Genomic DNA, 15,382 nt, shown 5'->3' with positions numbered 1-15,382 from the left:
ATCAACCGTAGGTGAGGCGGTCCTCCATCGACAGGCCGCGGGAACGCTGCAGCTGGCGATCGAGCACCTTCGAGACTTCCCGCGCGTTCTCTTGTGGGGTGCCGTGGAAATGGAAGTGGTTGGTCTGCGCCATCCCACTACCCCCACCGCCCGGGCCGCCACTCTCGAGCATCCGTTTGGTCTCTGAGGCGTTGAACATGTGCCCCTTGCCCGACGCGTAGCCGAGCTCCGGGCCCTTCTCGCCGGCAAGGAACCAGCCATCCCAGAGCGGACCGCCAGAAGCGCGGGCGGGCACCGCCGGCAGACCTGGGTCCTCGACGCCGTTGATTACCGCGTTGCCGGCCCCCCCGCCGGCCGGAGCACCGGACCCCCCGAAGTTGATCAGACCGCCCAGAGTGACGATCGCCTGCCCCAGCTCGGCGGCCTTGCTCATAAGGCCGTCGATCAGCGACTGGATGATCTGCGCGCCCATCTCCCAGAGGTTGATCTTCTGGAACTCGGAGATGATCGTGGTCGATATATTCGCGATCGCCGTGAAGACCGCGTCGAGAGTGCCCGTCCAGAGGTCCGCGACCAGGGCGAACCCCTCCCCCATTACCGTCCAGAAGGTGTTCCAGGCGGCGGGGTCGATCCGGATAACGTCAGCAACAGCGCCGATGAACGACCACAGGCCGGTGGCGACGGTGGAGATCACCTGTCCCCACCTGCCCCACGTCTCGAGCGTCTCAGGCGAGATGCTCGAGGTAAAATTGGTGAGGAAGGTGACCGCTGCATCCCACGACGCACCGACCAGGTGGCCGATCATGTCGGCGACTTTGCCGATGGTGCTGGCGAAGGCCGATAGCACCGGCGTGATCATGTCCAGCACTGGCTGAGCCTGGTCGCGGAGCTGCCCCAGGAACTCGACGAACTTCGGCACCGAGTTGACGGCGGCCGCTAGGCCCTCGCCGACCTGCCGACCCCAGGTAGAAAGGTCGGCGTTGATCCACTGGCCGCTGAAGGCTTGCGGCAGCGCCTGGAACCACCCCACCACCTGACCCAGAAGGCCGACAGCCTCTGGGGAGAGCCCCTGGGTGAAGAACCGTTCGAGGCTCTGCCAGAAGATCACCACGCCTTGCCAGTTCGCCGCGGTCAGCGCAACAAGCGCCGCCACGACGATCGTGATCGGGTTGGTGATGAAGGCGATGGAGCCGGCCAGGCCCGAAAGGATCAGGCCGAGCGGCGCGAGGACCGCGAGTAGAGCGAGGCCGTATGTGCCGAACTCCAAAATCTTGGGGTTCAATTCCGCCAGGCGGTCAAGCCAATCGGTGAAGCCCTTGATCATCTGGGTGACGCTCTCGAGCACGCCACTGTCGGCGATGCTCATGTAGAGATCGTTCACGGCGGCATCGAACTGGTTGACCACGCCGACGATGCCGAGGAGACGGGTTGCCGACATGCGGGCGGCCGACCCCTGCACCTCGCTGTCGAAGTTGGCGAGCAGCTCGTCGAGATCCTCGGAGAGGAGCGACATCAGGCGCGAGCCCTGTCGAACGTCCCAGATGTAGGACATGTCGACGGCGCTGGCGCCCTTCTCGTTCAGTTCCTTGAGGAAGCCGATTATGTCGACTTTCTCGGCGCCGGTCATGATCGCCTGGGTGACGGCGTCGCCGACCACCTCCATGTCCGCGCCGCTCGCTCCGACCTCCTGGGCGATGATCTCCATCACCTTGGCAACCAGCTTCTGCGGGCTGCGCTTCAGGATGTCGTTTTCGAGCAACGCCTCGATCGGGCCCTGCACGTTCGCCAGGTCGCTACCGGTGAGCGACGACACCGCGTCCTGGATGTTCGAGAAGTCGATCTTCTCGCCCAGGGTAACGAAGTTGCCCATCTCGATGTTGAGCGCATCGAGCTGCCGCTGCGCAAACAGCGTCGGGCGGAGCATACGGACGATGCCGGAGCGCAGAGCGACGCCGGCCTCGGAGCCTTTGATGCCGTTCTTCGCCATCACCATGAACATGGTGGCGAGCTCGTTCATCGGGATGCCGACTGCCGTAGCCACACCGCCGGCGTACTTGAAGGCCTCGGCCATCTGCAGCACATCGGCGTTAGAGTTCGCCGCCGAATAGGCGAGAACGTCGTTGACCTTGTTCAGCGACTCCTGGACCTGCTCGGCCGTCTCCATCGGGAGACGCATCGAGGTCAGGATGTTGGTCGACAGATCGGTCGCGGTGGCGACATCGAGGTCGCCGGCGGTGCCGAGCTGCAGGGAGCCGCGGAGAGCGCCCATCGCCTGCTCGAAGCTCAAGCCGGCACGGAACAGCTCGTTCGCAGCGTCCATGATCTGGTTGAGGGTGAAGGGCGACTCCTCATTGAGGAGCGAGGCGTACTTTTCCAGCTCTTCGCGCTGGGCGGCGGTGATGTCGCCGTAAGCCTGGGCAGCGTTGCCCGCCTTCTCGAAATTGTAGACCGCCTCGGCGGCCTCCTTGCCGATGATGACCATCGGGACGGAGAGGCCGGAGGCATCGGTTGCCGCGCGGCGCATGTTCCTGCCCGCCTCGGCGACGCTGTCCGACACCGCACGCATGGTGCGGATGCCGGCCATCGTCCCGCTGAGGCTCGTCAGGGCACCGGTGATGGCCTTGGCCGGACCGGTGACCTGATCGACGAGACGGAGGATGAGTGAAGCTTCACGAGCCGCGGATGCCATTCATTTCCCTCACTACCCGCATGGCCTCCGCGTGCCACGTCGCGAGCTCCTCGAGATCCATCTCGAAGAGCTCCTGACGCGAGAAGTGGAGGACGTGGGCTACGTCTGCGGCGTATTCGGACCATCGTCTCCAGTCGACGCGGACGCCGCGAGCACCGACTGGGGCATAAAATCCTTTGCGCCCACGCTGACCTTCGCGAAGTCGACAGCGTCGAGGGCAAGGATGACTGCCGGGGGGACGCCGCAGAGGGCGCCGAACATCACGGCGGAGGGGTCGGCCCCGGGCAGCTGGAGCTGCTTCTGGAGCGACAGGAGGGCCGCGCCGCTGAGGCGGCGGGCGGTGATCTCGGTGTACGTAACGCCGCCGAGCTCGAAGGGCTCGTCGAGGGTGAACGTCCTGGACCGCGGGCGGTCGCTGAGATAGTTCGGGCCAGAAGCAACAGGGGCGGCCGAGGCCACCCCTGCTTCGAGACCCGGGGTTGCTTTGACGACTTTATCCATTCGCGTAGCCCAGGATGGTGTTGATGGAGGCGAGCTCGTCGACGCCGTTGATCACGCGACGCGGCGGGTAAGCCTGGATCTCGTGGACGACGTTGCCGGCGATCTCGTACCGGTAGGCAAGGATGCCGCTCATGGTGACCTCGAGGCCGCCCTTTTCGCCGCGCTTCCAGCTGTCCCGGGAGTGCTCATTGAACTGGCCCTGCAGCACCACGACGTGGGCGTCGTGCTCGCCGGTGAGGGTGTTCATCACCGCGCCGCGAGCGGTCACGGTGAGGAACTTGCCAGGGCCCCGGGCAACCTGCTGCAGGATGTTGCGGGAATGGCCGGCGAACTTGAAGGTCGCCTCGAGCGCCTCGAGCGCCGCCATGCCGTGGTTCACGGCGAGGTCCATGCCCCCACCGCGGTACTCCTGCTGAACGACCTGCGGGGTCGGCAGGCCGATCTCCTCGCAGTCGATGCCGTGGTCCACCCCCGCGATATAGACGGTGAACCCCTGAAGAATGTCGCGCATGTCTTTCTCCTAGCGGACTGGGGGTTAGATCGCGCGACCGGAGAGCCGGGCGATTTCGCGGATGGCGTCCTGCCCGAGCTGCTCGTAGTAGCCCGTGTTCCGCGAGAACTGGAAGGTGATGTGCTCGATCGGCGCCGGGCCTTCCGCGTCGTAAGACACGAACAGGTGGCCGCTCGCCCACGACTCCTTCGTGTTCAGGCCGGCATCGAGCCAGACGCGACCGCCGAGCGTGGCGCCCATAGCCTTCCACTTGCGGAGGGCCTGGTTCACCGTCTCGGCGATGTCGGTCAGCACCTGCAGGCTGAACGGCTTGTCGATGAAGGGTTCGTGCGCCAGCTCGATCGAGGTGATGATCGTGTCGTGCGCGCGGCGCACCGACCAGAACACCTTCAGCGAGTCGGAGGACGGAACCCTCGAGCCCCAGAGCTTGAAGCCACCCGAGGGCGACCGCACGATCGTCGCCACCGCGTTCTTGTTGAGGAACTGGCTCTCGACCGACGGATCGGAGAGAGAGTGCTCAACGACGCGGTGAGCGCCGACGATACCCTGGATGACGTGGTTCGACGGCGAGAACCAGAAGCCCTCGGCATAGTCGATCTGGGCCTGCAGGCCGGCGATGCGGGCGGAGGCCGGCTCGCTGACGATGCTGGCGCCCTTTTGGATCTTCACGAAGGGATCGACGATCAGCAGGCGGTCGCTGTTGAAGTCCAGACGGTAGGTCACCGCGGCGGCCGTCGTGGAGTTCGGGCCGTCGACGATAGCGCAGGCGCGCAGGATGTTCGCCAGGATCACCATCTCGACGGCGACGGGGTTCGCCACGGCGCCGAGGGTCGCGGTCGCGACGGCGAGGGTCGAGAACCCGCCGCCGGTCAGCACCACGGTCGGGGCTATCGCGTAGCCCTGACCGGGGTTATCGACCACGATGGACGTGACCTTGCCGGTTGCGTCGATCACCGCATGGGCCGCGGCGCCGAAGCCGCCGCCGCCGGTGAAGCTGACGACCGGAGCCTCGTCGTAGCCGTCGCCCTGGGTGGTCACCGCGATCGAGGCGACGCCGTCCGTGGGGCGATGCCCGGTGAAGCCCGGAGCGATGAGCAGCTTCGGGTCGAGGTTCAGCAGGGTCTTCGCCTTGCGGAGAGCGTGAAGGCCAGTGCGGGCGGTCGGGCTGCCGATGATGTTGCCGACAGTCGCCGCCAGGTTGGCGCCTTCCTCGACGCGCACCAGCACGATCGTCTGGGACACGCGCGTGGCCTGGTCGAAGATGGCGTTGATGGCGTCGAGCAGGGTGCCGGTGGCGCCGAGCGCTTCCGGGACGTCGTTGATGCCGTGGATCGCGATCGGGGTATCGACCGGCCACAGGGTATCGTCAGCGTCGGGGGCGGTGCCCACGAGGCCGATCACACCAGTGTCGATCGTGTTGACCGGGCGCGGACCGCTATCCTTCTCAACGGTCTCAATACCGTGGAGGTAGATGTCTGCCATTTGCAGATCTCCTTGGGGTTTTGCCCGGTCAGCCGGGCGATTTGATTGGGGTGGTTTCGCTGTAGACGCGGACCGCAGCGAACATGACCAAGGCCTTCCAGCGAGGGACGCCCAGGATCAGCATGGCCTCGAGGAAGATGCCGTCGGCCGTCGCGCGGTCGAAGGCTTCCCCATCGGGGGAGCGCCACGAGTAGAGGTAGTCGTGGAGCACCGCCGCAGCCGCGTACTGCGGGTCATGCGGCGGGAAGAGCCACCACAGCGCGCGGGGCACCGTGGCGAGATCGGTCGGGAAGCTCTCGGGCACCGTGATGGTGAGACGCGATCCCTTGAAGCCGATGTCGTATGAGAACGAGCGGCTTGTCCGGTAACCTCGCCCTTTCGGATCGGGGGTCAAAAGCAAGGGGGCGGTGAACTGGCCACCGCCCCCTTCGGCATTCGCGAACATGTTGGGTGCTCCTAAGCGCCGCTGGCCGTCAGCCATGCGGCCTCTGAGGCTTCGAGGCCCTCGCCGCCGTAGGCGTATTCCCCGATGTGCCGCATCTTCATCCACGGGGCGAGCCATACGGCCCCGCCGGTTTCCCTCCAGCGCTTGCAGAGGTAGTAGTCCTCACTCAGGAGGATGTCGTCTTCGACCCCGACGCCGAAGTAGTTGTAGACCCGCTCCGGAGTCTCGAAGCTGGAGTTGGTCATGTAGGACTGCTCGGGCCAGCGCTCGCGGATCACGTCGAACACAGGCCGGGCAATGAGCATCATGCCCGTGGACACGTCCCGAACCTGAAGCGGCTGGGAGTGGTCGTAGCCCAGCGGTTGGCCGGGCAGGTAGTTGAAGTGGTAGCGCCTCGATGTCTGCGCGAGCTCAGCTGGCGTGATGTCGGGTCGGGCGAGCACCAGCCTGCGGATGAAGTCCCAATCTATGTTCTTCGCCGGGTAGGGGCCGCCGATCAACTCCTTGTCGGCCACAACCATGCGGATCACGTCCACCGGGTCGAAGTCGATGTCAGCGTCGATGAACAGCAGATGCGTGCAGTCGGATTTGAGAAAGTGGTTGGCGAGAGCGTTGCGGGCCCGAGGGATCAGGCTCTCGCCGTGCAGCGGGCACCATATCACGGGGATGGATAGCTGCGCGCAGGCGGCGTTCAGATGCATGATCGAAGTCGTGAACTCGGTCTTGCTGGCGCCGCCATACATCGGCACCGCAAGCATCAGCTTCTTGCCGTCGAGCTTGCGCCCGTCGAAGCTGACCGTCTCAGGAGCCGGGGAGCGTGAGGGCATGAGCGCTGTTCCACATGGCGTTTACGGCGGCTTCGGTGAGGCCGAGGGTCCCTAGCAGGGTGGCGTCTGCGAACAGCGGATTGCTGCGCATGTAAAGCCCGCCCGGAGGATCGTCGAGGATCGACAGGGCGAGGGCCTTGAAGTTGCCGTCCGGGTGCGCCTCGATAGCGCCACGCAGGTTGGCCTCACCGATAGAGCCGGGCGAGCGGACCACCGTCCAGAAGCGCCACTTCTCCAGCGGCGGGTAGATGTCGTTGACCTTGGGTTCGAGACCCGGATCGGGCTCCTCGGGAGCCGGAGGGGTCCACACGTTGCCGTTGCGGGTCCAGCCGGGCATGGCCGTGGCGTGCGGCACAAGTGCGGTATGCTCCCAAGGGTAGGCATAGTTCGGATACCTCTCGGGGTCCCACAGCACGGCGTCGATCACAGTGTTGCCGTTCAGCACGGCGTAGCGCTGCTCGGTCATTTGAAGCTCTTGGGCTGATGGAAGAAGGTCTTGTAGGCCCGGTGGAGAAGGTAGTTCATCAGACCTTTGTCCGCCTCCGGCTTGTCGCGGACGACAAGCTCCATCTTCCACGCGTCACGCTTGAAGGGGAACACCACCATCAGAGGGGTGCCGGGGAGGATTTCCACCTCGTCGTCACCTAGCGCGAAGCCGGGGAAGTTCACCGATACCGGATAGGTGTCGGTGTCCACGATGGCCGGGAACAGCCGGAACTTCACGTTGAGGTCGGCGTAGAACGGCTGGTAGAACAGGCAGGAGTAGCCCTTGGGGGTGATGATCTTCCACGGGTTATCGAGCTTGGCGTAGACGTGCTGTCGACCCTCGATGTGGACCGGGCACTGGGCGTTCGAGTGGTGCTCGACCCGCTCGGAATGGGTCGTGACATATTGCAGCCCGCTCTCGACGCCGTCCTTGCCGCCCACGTTCTTGATCTTGAGGTGCATCGCGGCTTTGATCAGGTAGCCGCTGGTCAGGTAGTCCAGCACCGGGACGCAATACTTGATCGTCTTGTTGCCGTTGTAGGTCCCGGCACGGATCATCGCGTCGAGACTGAGGCCGCCGGGACCGATGTGCATGTCCAAGTCTTTGTACCACGGCGGCACCTCCTTCTTGAGGGGCACCACGGCGAAGTGCTCGGCCAGCGTCTTGTCGCCGGTCTCAAAGATGATGCGTTGCGTCGTCATGTCGAAAGGTACTCTCTCACAAGGATCACGGAAGGCCCGCCGGGACCGCCGGAGTTGCCCGACTGGTTGGCGTTGCTGTTGTTGCCGGAGGGCCCCGCGAAGCCAAACCGGTCCGTGTTCAGGGACGGGTGGCCGTGAAATGAACCGTTCGCGGCACCCGTAATGACAGTGGCGTCAGGCAGGTTAGTATTGGCCGCAGGGTAGCTGGCAGAAGCTCGGCGCAGCGACTGGATGGTCACCATGTTGCCAAACGAAGTGGACGTGCCATCCACGTTGTTGCTGTTCGACTGCGTGCCCATGTTCACGGTGATACCTGCGTTGCCGATCTCCGCTTTGGAGCCCGACACCGTGATAACCGTACCCGCCTTGCCGCCGCTGCCACCGGAGCCTGTAGCTGCACCCACGCCCCAGCCGACAGCGACGATCTGGGTAACCACAGCGTCGGGGTCGGGCGTGAAGGTGCCGTTAGCTACAAAGGATGTTTCCTTGATGTGCGCGATGCTGGTGGGCACGGCCCACGAGTAGCCGCCAGCGCCATCGTTCTTGAGGTAGCCCGCCGCGTTGGCGAGGTTGTGGAAGGCCAAGAGCTTGGCGCTCACACCCTGGTAGAGCGCGTCGGCCTTGACCTTGAAGTAGTTCGTCCACGCCTCGAGGAACGTGACCTTCTTGGTCGCGTTCGTCGCGGCGCTATCGGCGATGCCGAGCAGGTCGGCGTCGATCGGCGTCGACTTCGGCGTGCGATTGGCGAGGTTCGCGCCAAAAGCGACGACCACCGCCGCACGGAGCGTCGACCAGGTCGACTTGATAAACGAGCCGTCGGACGAGCGCCGCCCACCGACATAGTCGGCAGGGTCGAACGCCACCTCGGTAGCCGCGTTGATCTGTGCGGCACTCGCCAACCCGTCCAGGGCCGTCTGGAGGTTCTGGACGTCGTCGATGACGTGCTGGTGGGCGCCGACGATGGAGGCCGGCGATGCCGGTCCCCAGCTTCCGTCGACCTGCTTGACCAGCAGGTAGCCCGCAGGCGCCAGACCCGCCCCCGCGACGTCCGAGAGGTCGTCGAGGGTGTGGGTGTGCCCGACCGCCGCCTTGCCATCCAGCGCCGCAGAGAGGCCCTGGATGTTGGCGATGACGTGCTCGTGCGCAACAGGCGCGAGCCCGGCAACCGCGGCAAACAGCAGGTTGATGTCCCCGTCGACCAGGTCCATCGCCTGCTGAAGCAGAGCGACGTCGTCCGAGACGTTATTGGTCGGCACCGGCTTGGGATAGCTCCGGTGCGCAGTGTTGGACATGGTCCACCCCTCTTACATGACGGCAGCGCCCAGATCCCCGAACAGCGGCCGGGCTGCTGGCCCGCCGGTGATCGTGAACTTGAGGCGCCCCTGGACTGCGTTGATGCCCGTCGCCTCCATCTTCCGCTCCACCCATCCGGGGAAGCTGAGGACTTCGGTCGCGACGGTCGGCAGGGCCTGCCAGTTGTCGTCCGCCTTGTCGTACTGGGCCGTCAGCGTGGCGCCGGCGGGAAGGAAAGCCTTCATGTACGACGTGAGCTTCACCACCGAACCCAGGTTGAAGGCTCGGGAAACATAGGTGCCGCTCGCGGCGATCTTGCCGGCGACGAACCACACCGGCGCGTAGAGGACCGGCGAGAGCTTCTCGGTGCCCTTGAGCACCGCCCGCAGCTGCACGGTTTCGGTGATGTATTCGGTCAGCTGGAGCACCTGGAAGGGAAGAACCCGCCAGATCTCACCGTTTGCCCGAACGATCTCGAACACCACAGAGCATGCCGCCGAGGGGAGCTCGACGACGGCGCGGACCTGAAGGTCGCTAGCATCCACCAGGTTGAAGGACCCGAGCGGCACCGTCTTGGTGAAGCCCGGGTTGGTGAACTTGGCTGCGACCACCCGGAACGTGAGGTCACGCTCCTGGTGAGGCGTCCAGGTCTTTGCGTTCGCCGACGAGAGGTTGACGCCAACCGAGTATGGCTGCGCACCCACCCACTTCTGGTTCACCGCATCGAAGTCGCCGAGGCGAGCCATCGCGAGCGAGTGGTTCGCATCGTCGGTTTTGACCACGATGGCGGCATCGGGCGCCGGGAGCGTCAGCACCGGGAAGTTGTACCGGGCCGACTTCCAGCCAGAGGTGGCGCCAAGCATCGACACGAAGGCCTCTGCCATGACGTCCTCTGTCGGGATGCCGTTCTCGACGAGCACCTGCTGGATCAGCAACGAGTTGTTCTGGTCGCCGATCGCGCAGAGCTTGACGTCGACGCCGACCAGCTGGCGGGCCTCCACTACCGTGAAGGTCTGGGCCTGCGGGTCGCTGCTTCCGCTGCTGCTGCTGCTCTCCTCGGGCGGCCGCCGCCAGCGCTCGATCGTGGTGACGCGACGCATGGTCGTGATCTCGATTGTGCCCTGGCCGACGAAGAAGGTCCGCGCCTCACCGGATGCCATCCCAGTCGCCACGACCGCCTTGGTGCCGGCGGTGATGTTCGACGGGATGACGAAGGTGCCGGTGATCTCCCCGTTGCCGTCGGCCGTGATGACGCCCGGGGGCTTCACGTCGACGCCATCGAAGGTGAGCGACTGCAAGATCTCACCGGGGCCGAAACCCTTGATCGTGAAGTCGATCGGGATTGAGCGCAGGAACTCGATCAGCTGCTCGCGTTCGCCCAGCACCTGCGTGGTGGTGGTGGTGACCGTGAGCGGACCGTCCCGGCGCAGGCCCCGGTTGAACTCCTGCGTCACCGGCGAGGCCCAGTCGGTCTGCTGGATCGTCCAGAAGTCCGCGGCCGGCTCGATCGACAGAGCGCCCGGCATCGGGTTGAAGTTCTGGTACGGGTTGATCTTCTCGCAGAAGGTGTGGAGCTCCTGCGTGATGATCACCTCCTCGACCCAGTCGAGCATCACCGGCGCCGACAAGGCCGCTTGGTAGAAGGTCGGCACGATCGCCAGCTCCATGAAGCCGTCCGCCACCGCTGCGGTCTGGACCTCGCCAGCGTCGCGGTAGAAGTCGTTCAAGAAGGGGTCGACGAACGTCCCCTTCTTGGCGGTCGGCTCACGGGCGTCGATGCTGGACTTGATGCGCTCGAGCTGCACGAGGCGCACCTGGTTCTCCAGGACACGCGCCATGCGGTCGATCTGCTCGTAGGTCCGGCGGTAGACGCCGTCGTTCTCCACCTCCGGCTTGCCGACCCAGCTGTTCTTGATCTGGGCCAGCGGCAGCAGGTCGCCGGGAGGGATCGGCGGCAGGGCCTTGTCCAAGGCCTGCGCCGAGACGCCCTTCACGTACACCGACTCGCCGAGCTGGTTGAGGCACAGGCGGTCGATGCGGGGCAGCTTGTGGTCGTAGGCGAGGAGCACTTCGGTCCCATCGACGCCGCCGGCGATCGTGATGGTGAAGTCGTCGAAGCTGCTGGGCACAACCACGGCGCGATACAGGTACGTCACGTCATACTGGGACGAGACGGCCGGCTCGGCGCCGGCTGGCGACCAGTCGACCTGGTCGCCGGTCTTGATCCACGAGGTGGTCTCGACGAACGTGGTGCCCCCCTGGACGACGCTCTCGATCTCCACGATCGAGCTGTCCGGGAGAAGGTCGGCGCCGTGGACCGTGATGCCGCGGGTAACCGAAACCGTCTTGCGCTTCGTCACCAGCACCGTGCCTACGCCGGCGATCGGAAAGCGCGAAGTGGTGAAGACGTTGGGCGTCGCCCCGACGAAGGTGTGGCTCTCGGCCGCCACCTCGCCGATGTCCCACTCCTCCAACTCCTCGTGTCGCAAGGCCGCGGCGCGCGAGCGCTTGTAGCCGAAGATGTTGGCGATGCCCTCCTGGATAGAGAACACCTGGTCGCCTCCGGACTTGCCGAGTGCAGTGACGCGGCAGCCTTCGACGATGTAGTGGCCGTGCGACTCGCGATCGTAGAGCGCGATCACCTGGTTGATGCCGCTCAGCGAGGGCGGAGGCGTCTGGTCGACGATCACGCCGTCGAGGAGCGTGTAGACGAGGACGAAGGGCAGCTCGCTAGCTCCGCCGCTCAGCCCCCACGCGATCGTCACCTTCTCACGCGCGGCACCGGGCTCACCCTCGCTGAGGGTGCCCGGAACGATGCCAAGCAGAGACGGGTCATCCTCATGGTCGATCCAGACCTTGGTGACCCGCACGCCGATCTCAACGCGGCCGGTCATCGGCACGGTATAGAGCGTGGCGAGCGCAACCGGCAGCACGTCGCCGCCGATGAACAGCTTGCCGGGCGTCAGCAGCACAGAGCCCGCATCGACGTCGACGACTGCTGCCGCGCCCTCGATCCGGTCGCCGTCCTTGGCGACGAGGCTGGCGACGCGGTTATGACGCTGCCGGGCAATCGTCTGCGCTTCGTTCAGCTCGGCGGCCTGAACGTCGCGGTCGCCGACGAAGGTGACGCCCTGCCATTCGTTCTTGCCGGCGGACCGGTCATAGGCGCCGGGGATGCCGCTTTCGTGCTCGTGAGCCATCAGAACCTCAGAAGAAACTTGATGTCCTCCCGCACGGTTGGCCGCAGCGGGATGTTGACGATGGTGGTGGCGATCTCGTCGGCTGCGACGACGTCGTCCGGCTCGAGCCAGAGGCGCCCGGCCGGCACTCCGACCGCGAGCTCGACGTTGAAGGCGAGGCCTACGGACGTGGCGACCTGCCCTGTCCCATCACCAAACCCGGTGAGGGCCGCGAGGTAGACGCGACGGCCAGCGAGGGTCGGCAAGTACTTGATGCCGCCGACGGTGTAGATGCCGGCGAGGTGGTTCTCGACCGGATGGGCGCAGCGGAGCCGGCGATAGCCGATCACCCCGCCTGCCCCCTTGAGAACGACATAGCCGGTTCGATTGAGGAACCACGCCGCCAGGTTGGCGGCTCGCGCGTCGACGCCGTTCGCGGTCCACGGGAACGTGGCCTCTGTCCACGGGTAGCTCAGGTCCACCCAGGTCAGATCCTCGCCGACCGGCGCGAGCCAATTGTCGACGCTCTCGCCCTCGGCCTGGGTAAGCTGATGCGACGCCTCCTGGGGGCGGCCGAACGACCACAGCGGGCCGCCCTCACGCAGTCGCACGCCGCTCTCGGCCTCAAGGCGAGAGCCGTCCAGCTTCGTGCCGCCGTCAGCGACCAGCGGCCCCACGTCGTAGTAGTGGACGCCGCGGCGGAAGATGGACCGCTTTGGCACAGACAGCGTCGCGATGCCGTCGATGCGGTCGAGGTCCGGGGCATCGGCCGCGGGCAGCGTGGGGAACCGGAGCTGGAAGGAGTTCCAGAACCGCCGGCGCGCCAGCGCCTCCTCGATCGCAGCGATGTAGCTGATGAAGCCCAGCCCCATCGCGACCGCGGCGTGCGTCCCTCGGATGCGCTGCCAGTCAATGCCCTGGTCGATCAGGTCGTACAGGTTCGGCACATACGGCCGGAGCTCGCCCAGGCCGTACTCATAGACGAGGAACGGCAGGAAGGACGCGGGCGGCGAGACGAGCTTCGTTCCGCGGATCGCATTGATCGACGCTTCCACGTCGGCGACCGTGTCGAAGGCATCAGCGAACGCCTCCTCCCACTGGGTCGCGTTCGTCGGAAGAAGCTGCTTGAGCATCAGAACCCACGTCCCATGTTGTTGATCGTGACGGTCCCGAGCGAGGCGGCCTCATTGAACGGGACCGAGATGTCCGCCGCGGGCGCGACGATCTCGACGCGCTGCACGCCGGGCTGCATCAGCTTGGCGGTCAGCCAGGACCGCGCGAGGTCAAACCCGAGGGTGTCGACCTTGTCCCATTCGCTGCGAACGATGGCCTCGAGGCCGGTGGCGACCGACGGGGCCGCGCTCGGCAGCAGCCAGACATTCGCGACGACGTTGACGGCGTGCTTCACCGCGCCCGCGACGACGATGCGGTCGTTCACCATCCGCACCGCCGGATCCTGAAGGGCAGCATCCACGGCGGTAAGCAAGCCCGCGCTGGCAACCCCATTCGGTTCGGTGCTGAAGATCGCGACCTGGATGGTCGGATCACGGCCGACCGTGTAGACGGCCGCGTCAGCAACGCGCACGTCCGAGGTCATCGCCACATACTTGTAGCGAGGTTCGGTGCCTCCGGTGGACCGGCCCTGGATGGCGAGGATCACCCGCTCGCGCAGGCGCTCGTCGCTCTCCTGGAAGAGCCGAACCACCTCGTAGAAGGCGGCCAGGTGGTCAAGGTCGGAGCCGTAGGCGAACGCCAGAAGGTTCGCGCGCACGGCTTCGTTGATGCGCTGCCGGAGCAACACGTCAGCATAGGTGGCGGCCTCGAGGAGGATCTTGGCGGGATCAGCCTCGAGGCCCCCGACGTCGTAGGTAATCCCTACGTCGGCGAAGAGGGCGACCAGCTTCTCGACGAACAGCGCGAGCCGCGCCTCGTAGTCGATCTCTTGGATGACGCCAGGCAGCGGCAAGCCGGCCAGCGCCTCGGGCAGCGTGGTCATTGTTCGATCCTTAGTTGAGGTCGGCGGCCGCGATCGGGATGCGAAGGGTCTGGCGGGACGCTCCCGCCACCTTTCCCGTGTGCCCGTCCGGCAGGTACGTCCCGGTCATCGAGACGATGAGCTCGCCGGGCGTATCCACGTCGACGAAGATCTGCTCGATCTGGAAGCGGGGCTCGCCGTAGATCGAGTTACGCACCTGCCGGGGCTCGAGGGCCTCGGCAATAGCGATAAAGAACTCGAGGAGCGTCTCCTCGTTCTGCGGCCTGTCGATCAGGCCGGGAACGTTGGAGCCGAAGTCACGGCGCTGGACGCGCTCCCCGAGTTCCGTGGTGACGATCGTCACGATCGACTGCGCCACATGGGGCCAGCCGACGAGGACGGCGCCAGTGTTGCGGTCGATCCCGACGGAGCTCACTCCTTCACGACCTCCGCCGGCGGCGCAGCCTCAGCGACCTTAGCCTTGGTGGCCTTGGCCTTCTGCGCGCCTAGATCGCGGGACTTCTCGACCTGGCCGGTCATCTCGAGGTACTTGGCCTCCTCGACGGTCAGCTTCACCGTCTGGCCGACCCGCACCTGCTGGTCGTTGATCCAGTTGAGGCCGTCGGCGTCGCCGGTCATGACCTGGTAGTTGATCTTCTGCATGTCAGCAGTCCTTCGGAATTGAGAGGCCGGTGAGCGCCGGGCCAGGCATGACGTCCTGGTGTCGGTGGCTGCTGCCGATGTCGATGCCGTTGTGCGTGACGCACGGCCCCTCGATTGTGACCTTGCCGCGGAGGATGATCCGCGGCGACTCGATGACCCGGGTATCCGAGGTCCAGAGGTCGGAGGTGTCCCCGACCACTCGCTTCGCCTCGCCGCCCTTGTCGTGCGGCTGCTGGAACTGGCTGCTGTAGCCGCCGGGGAGGATCAGCCCCTTGCCGGGCTCGCCGGTGGGGGAGATCAGCATCACCCGCTCACCCACGGTGGGAGGATCCCAGTCGCGGATGTCGCCGGCGCGCTGCAGCCAGGGCACCTTCTTCGAGCTCGCGCCGTGGGCGCTCACCCTCGCCAACCCCTCGCTGGGGTAGAGCTCCTCGACCCGAGCCTCGCGAAACGTGTTGTTTACGCGTCGCTGCAGTCGAACGACCTCAGCCTCCAACGACGCGATGCGGTCGAGGAGGCGTCCGAACATGTCCATGTCGGGCTCCAAATTGCTGCGGCGACGACCTCTAGGCCAGGAAACGGGAGCCGAGATCGCCGCCGCGCACAGCGCGCAGGGCTTGGGGACCGCG

At 65.8% G+C, this 15,382-nt stretch carries 15 protein-coding genes and 1 pseudogene; all 16 read right to left on the bottom strand.

Annotated features, from left to right (window positions below; genetic code table 11):
* Position 1: 1 nt before the first annotated feature.
* The gene (locus J0I99_RS00780) at positions 2 to 2,689 is read right to left on the bottom strand and encodes a phage tail tape measure protein (protein WP_291390230.1); all 2,688 of its coding nucleotides are present in this window, start codon (positions 2,687 to 2,689) and stop codon (positions 2 to 4) included.
* A pseudogene (locus tag J0I99_RS20270) lies at positions 2,670 to 2,756 on the bottom strand (hypothetical protein); the annotation flags it as partial. The gene J0I99_RS00780 and the pseudogene J0I99_RS20270, both read right to left, overlap by 20 nt.
* A 32-nt stretch (positions 2,757 to 2,788) precedes the next feature.
* Positions 2,789 to 3,190, bottom strand: coding sequence for a phage tail assembly protein (locus J0I99_RS00775; RefSeq protein WP_291395194.1), 402 nt, complete (start codon positions 3,188 to 3,190; stop codon positions 2,789 to 2,791).
* On the bottom strand, positions 3,183 to 3,701 hold the full coding sequence (locus tag J0I99_RS00770) for a phage major tail tube protein (RefSeq protein ID WP_291395192.1): 519 nt from the start codon (positions 3,699 to 3,701) through the stop codon (positions 3,183 to 3,185). Before J0I99_RS00770 ends, J0I99_RS00775 begins: the two co-directional genes overlap by 8 nt.
* Before the next feature lie 24 nt (positions 3,702 to 3,725).
* Positions 3,726 to 5,183, bottom strand: a complete 1,458-nt coding sequence (locus J0I99_RS00765; RefSeq protein ID WP_291390816.1) for a phage tail sheath subtilisin-like domain-containing protein — start codon at positions 5,181 to 5,183, stop codon at positions 3,726 to 3,728.
* Between the two features lie 28 nt (positions 5,184 to 5,211).
* Positions 5,212 to 5,628 (bottom strand): DUF1353 domain-containing protein, encoded by a 417-nt coding sequence (locus J0I99_RS00760; protein ID WP_291390817.1) that lies wholly within the window; start codon positions 5,626 to 5,628, stop codon positions 5,212 to 5,214.
* 11 nt (positions 5,629 to 5,639) lie between these two features.
* On the bottom strand, positions 5,640 to 6,455 hold the full coding sequence (locus tag J0I99_RS00755) for a hypothetical protein (RefSeq protein ID WP_291390818.1): 816 nt from the start codon (positions 6,453 to 6,455) through the stop codon (positions 5,640 to 5,642).
* Positions 6,430 to 6,921: a hypothetical protein gene (locus J0I99_RS00750; RefSeq protein WP_291390819.1), complete on the bottom strand. Its 492-nt coding sequence runs from the start codon at positions 6,919 to 6,921 to the stop codon at positions 6,430 to 6,432. Before J0I99_RS00750 ends, J0I99_RS00755 begins: the two co-directional genes overlap by 26 nt.
* Positions 6,918 to 7,643 carry a hypothetical protein gene (locus J0I99_RS00745; RefSeq protein ID WP_291390820.1) on the bottom strand — a complete coding sequence of 242 codons (726 nt, stop codon included), beginning with the start codon at positions 7,641 to 7,643 and terminating at the stop codon, positions 6,918 to 6,920. The genes J0I99_RS00750 and J0I99_RS00745 overlap by 4 nt, the downstream gene beginning before the upstream one ends.
* On the bottom strand, positions 7,640 to 8,935 hold the full coding sequence (locus tag J0I99_RS00740) for a hypothetical protein (RefSeq protein WP_291390822.1): 1,296 nt from the start codon (positions 8,933 to 8,935) through the stop codon (positions 7,640 to 7,642). Before J0I99_RS00740 ends, J0I99_RS00745 begins: the two co-directional genes overlap by 4 nt.
* A gap of 12 nt (positions 8,936 to 8,947) precedes the next feature.
* Positions 8,948 to 12,136, bottom strand: a complete 3,189-nt coding sequence (locus J0I99_RS00735) for a DUF4815 domain-containing protein (protein WP_291390824.1) — start codon at positions 12,134 to 12,136, stop codon at positions 8,948 to 8,950.
* Positions 12,136 to 13,248, bottom strand: a complete 1,113-nt coding sequence (locus J0I99_RS00730) for a phage tail protein (RefSeq protein ID WP_291395190.1) — start codon at positions 13,246 to 13,248, stop codon at positions 12,136 to 12,138. Before J0I99_RS00730 ends, J0I99_RS00735 begins: the two co-directional genes overlap by 1 nt.
* A complete protein-coding gene (locus tag J0I99_RS00725) occupies positions 13,248 to 14,111 on the bottom strand; it encodes a baseplate J/gp47 family protein (RefSeq protein ID WP_291390715.1) in 864 nt (287 codons plus the stop codon). Before J0I99_RS00725 ends, J0I99_RS00730 begins: the two co-directional genes overlap by 1 nt.
* Before the next feature lie 10 nt (positions 14,112 to 14,121).
* Complete coding sequence (locus J0I99_RS00720; protein WP_291390716.1) at positions 14,122 to 14,526, bottom strand: baseplate assembly protein W; 405 nt, start codon at positions 14,524 to 14,526, stop codon at positions 14,122 to 14,124.
* Complete coding sequence (locus J0I99_RS00715; RefSeq protein WP_291390717.1) at positions 14,523 to 14,753, bottom strand: hypothetical protein; 231 nt, start codon at positions 14,751 to 14,753, stop codon at positions 14,523 to 14,525. The genes J0I99_RS00720 and J0I99_RS00715 overlap by 4 nt, the downstream gene beginning before the upstream one ends.
* Before the next feature lies 1 nt (position 14,754).
* Positions 14,755 to 15,288, bottom strand: coding sequence for a phage baseplate assembly protein V (locus J0I99_RS00710; RefSeq protein ID WP_291390718.1), 534 nt, complete (start codon positions 15,286 to 15,288; stop codon positions 14,755 to 14,757).
* Between the last annotated feature and the right edge of the window lie 94 nt (positions 15,289 to 15,382).

It is taken from the genome of Devosia sp., from assembly GCF_017307495.1.
Lineage (GTDB): Bacteria > Pseudomonadota > Alphaproteobacteria > Rhizobiales > Devosiaceae > Devosia_A.
The sequence above is the reverse complement of the archived record's forward strand: the minus strand, read 5'-3'. Positions and strand labels throughout refer to the sequence as shown.

Coding starts and splice junctions, on each gene's coding strand:
- J0I99_RS00780 (WP_291390230.1), bottom strand. CDS start 2,689: ATGGCATCCGCGGCTCGTGAAGCTTCACTCATCCTCCGTCTCGTCGAT.
- J0I99_RS00775 (WP_291395194.1), bottom strand. CDS start 3,190: ATGGATAAAGTCGTCAAAGCAACCCCGGGTCTCGAAGCAGGGGTGGCC.
- J0I99_RS00770 (WP_291395192.1), bottom strand. CDS start 3,701: ATGCGCGACATTCTTCAGGGGTTCACCGTCTATATCGCGGGGGTGGAC.
- J0I99_RS00765 (WP_291390816.1), bottom strand. CDS start 5,183: ATGGCAGACATCTACCTCCACGGTATTGAGACCGTTGAGAAGGATAGC.
- J0I99_RS00760 (WP_291390817.1), bottom strand. CDS start 5,628: ATGTTCGCGAATGCCGAAGGGGGCGGTGGCCAGTTCACCGCCCCCTTG.
- J0I99_RS00755 (WP_291390818.1), bottom strand. CDS start 6,455: ATGCCCTCACGCTCCCCGGCTCCTGAGACGGTCAGCTTCGACGGGCGC.
- J0I99_RS00750 (WP_291390819.1), bottom strand. CDS start 6,921: ATGACCGAGCAGCGCTACGCCGTGCTGAACGGCAACACTGTGATCGAC.
- J0I99_RS00745 (WP_291390820.1), bottom strand. CDS start 7,643: ATGACGACGCAACGCATCATCTTTGAGACCGGCGACAAGACGCTGGCC.
- J0I99_RS00740 (WP_291390822.1), bottom strand. CDS start 8,935: ATGTCCAACACTGCGCACCGGAGCTATCCCAAGCCGGTGCCGACCAAT.
- J0I99_RS00735 (WP_291390824.1), bottom strand. CDS start 12,136: ATGGCTCACGAGCACGAAAGCGGCATCCCCGGCGCCTATGACCGGTCC.
- J0I99_RS00730 (WP_291395190.1), bottom strand. CDS start 13,248: ATGCTCAAGCAGCTTCTTCCGACGAACGCGACCCAGTGGGAGGAGGCG.
- J0I99_RS00725 (WP_291390715.1), bottom strand. CDS start 14,111: ATGACCACGCTGCCCGAGGCGCTGGCCGGCTTGCCGCTGCCTGGCGTC.
- J0I99_RS00715 (WP_291390717.1), bottom strand. CDS start 14,753: ATGCAGAAGATCAACTACCAGGTCATGACCGGCGACGCCGACGGCCTC.
- J0I99_RS00710 (WP_291390718.1), bottom strand. CDS start 15,288: ATGGACATGTTCGGACGCCTCCTCGACCGCATCGCGTCGTTGGAGGCT.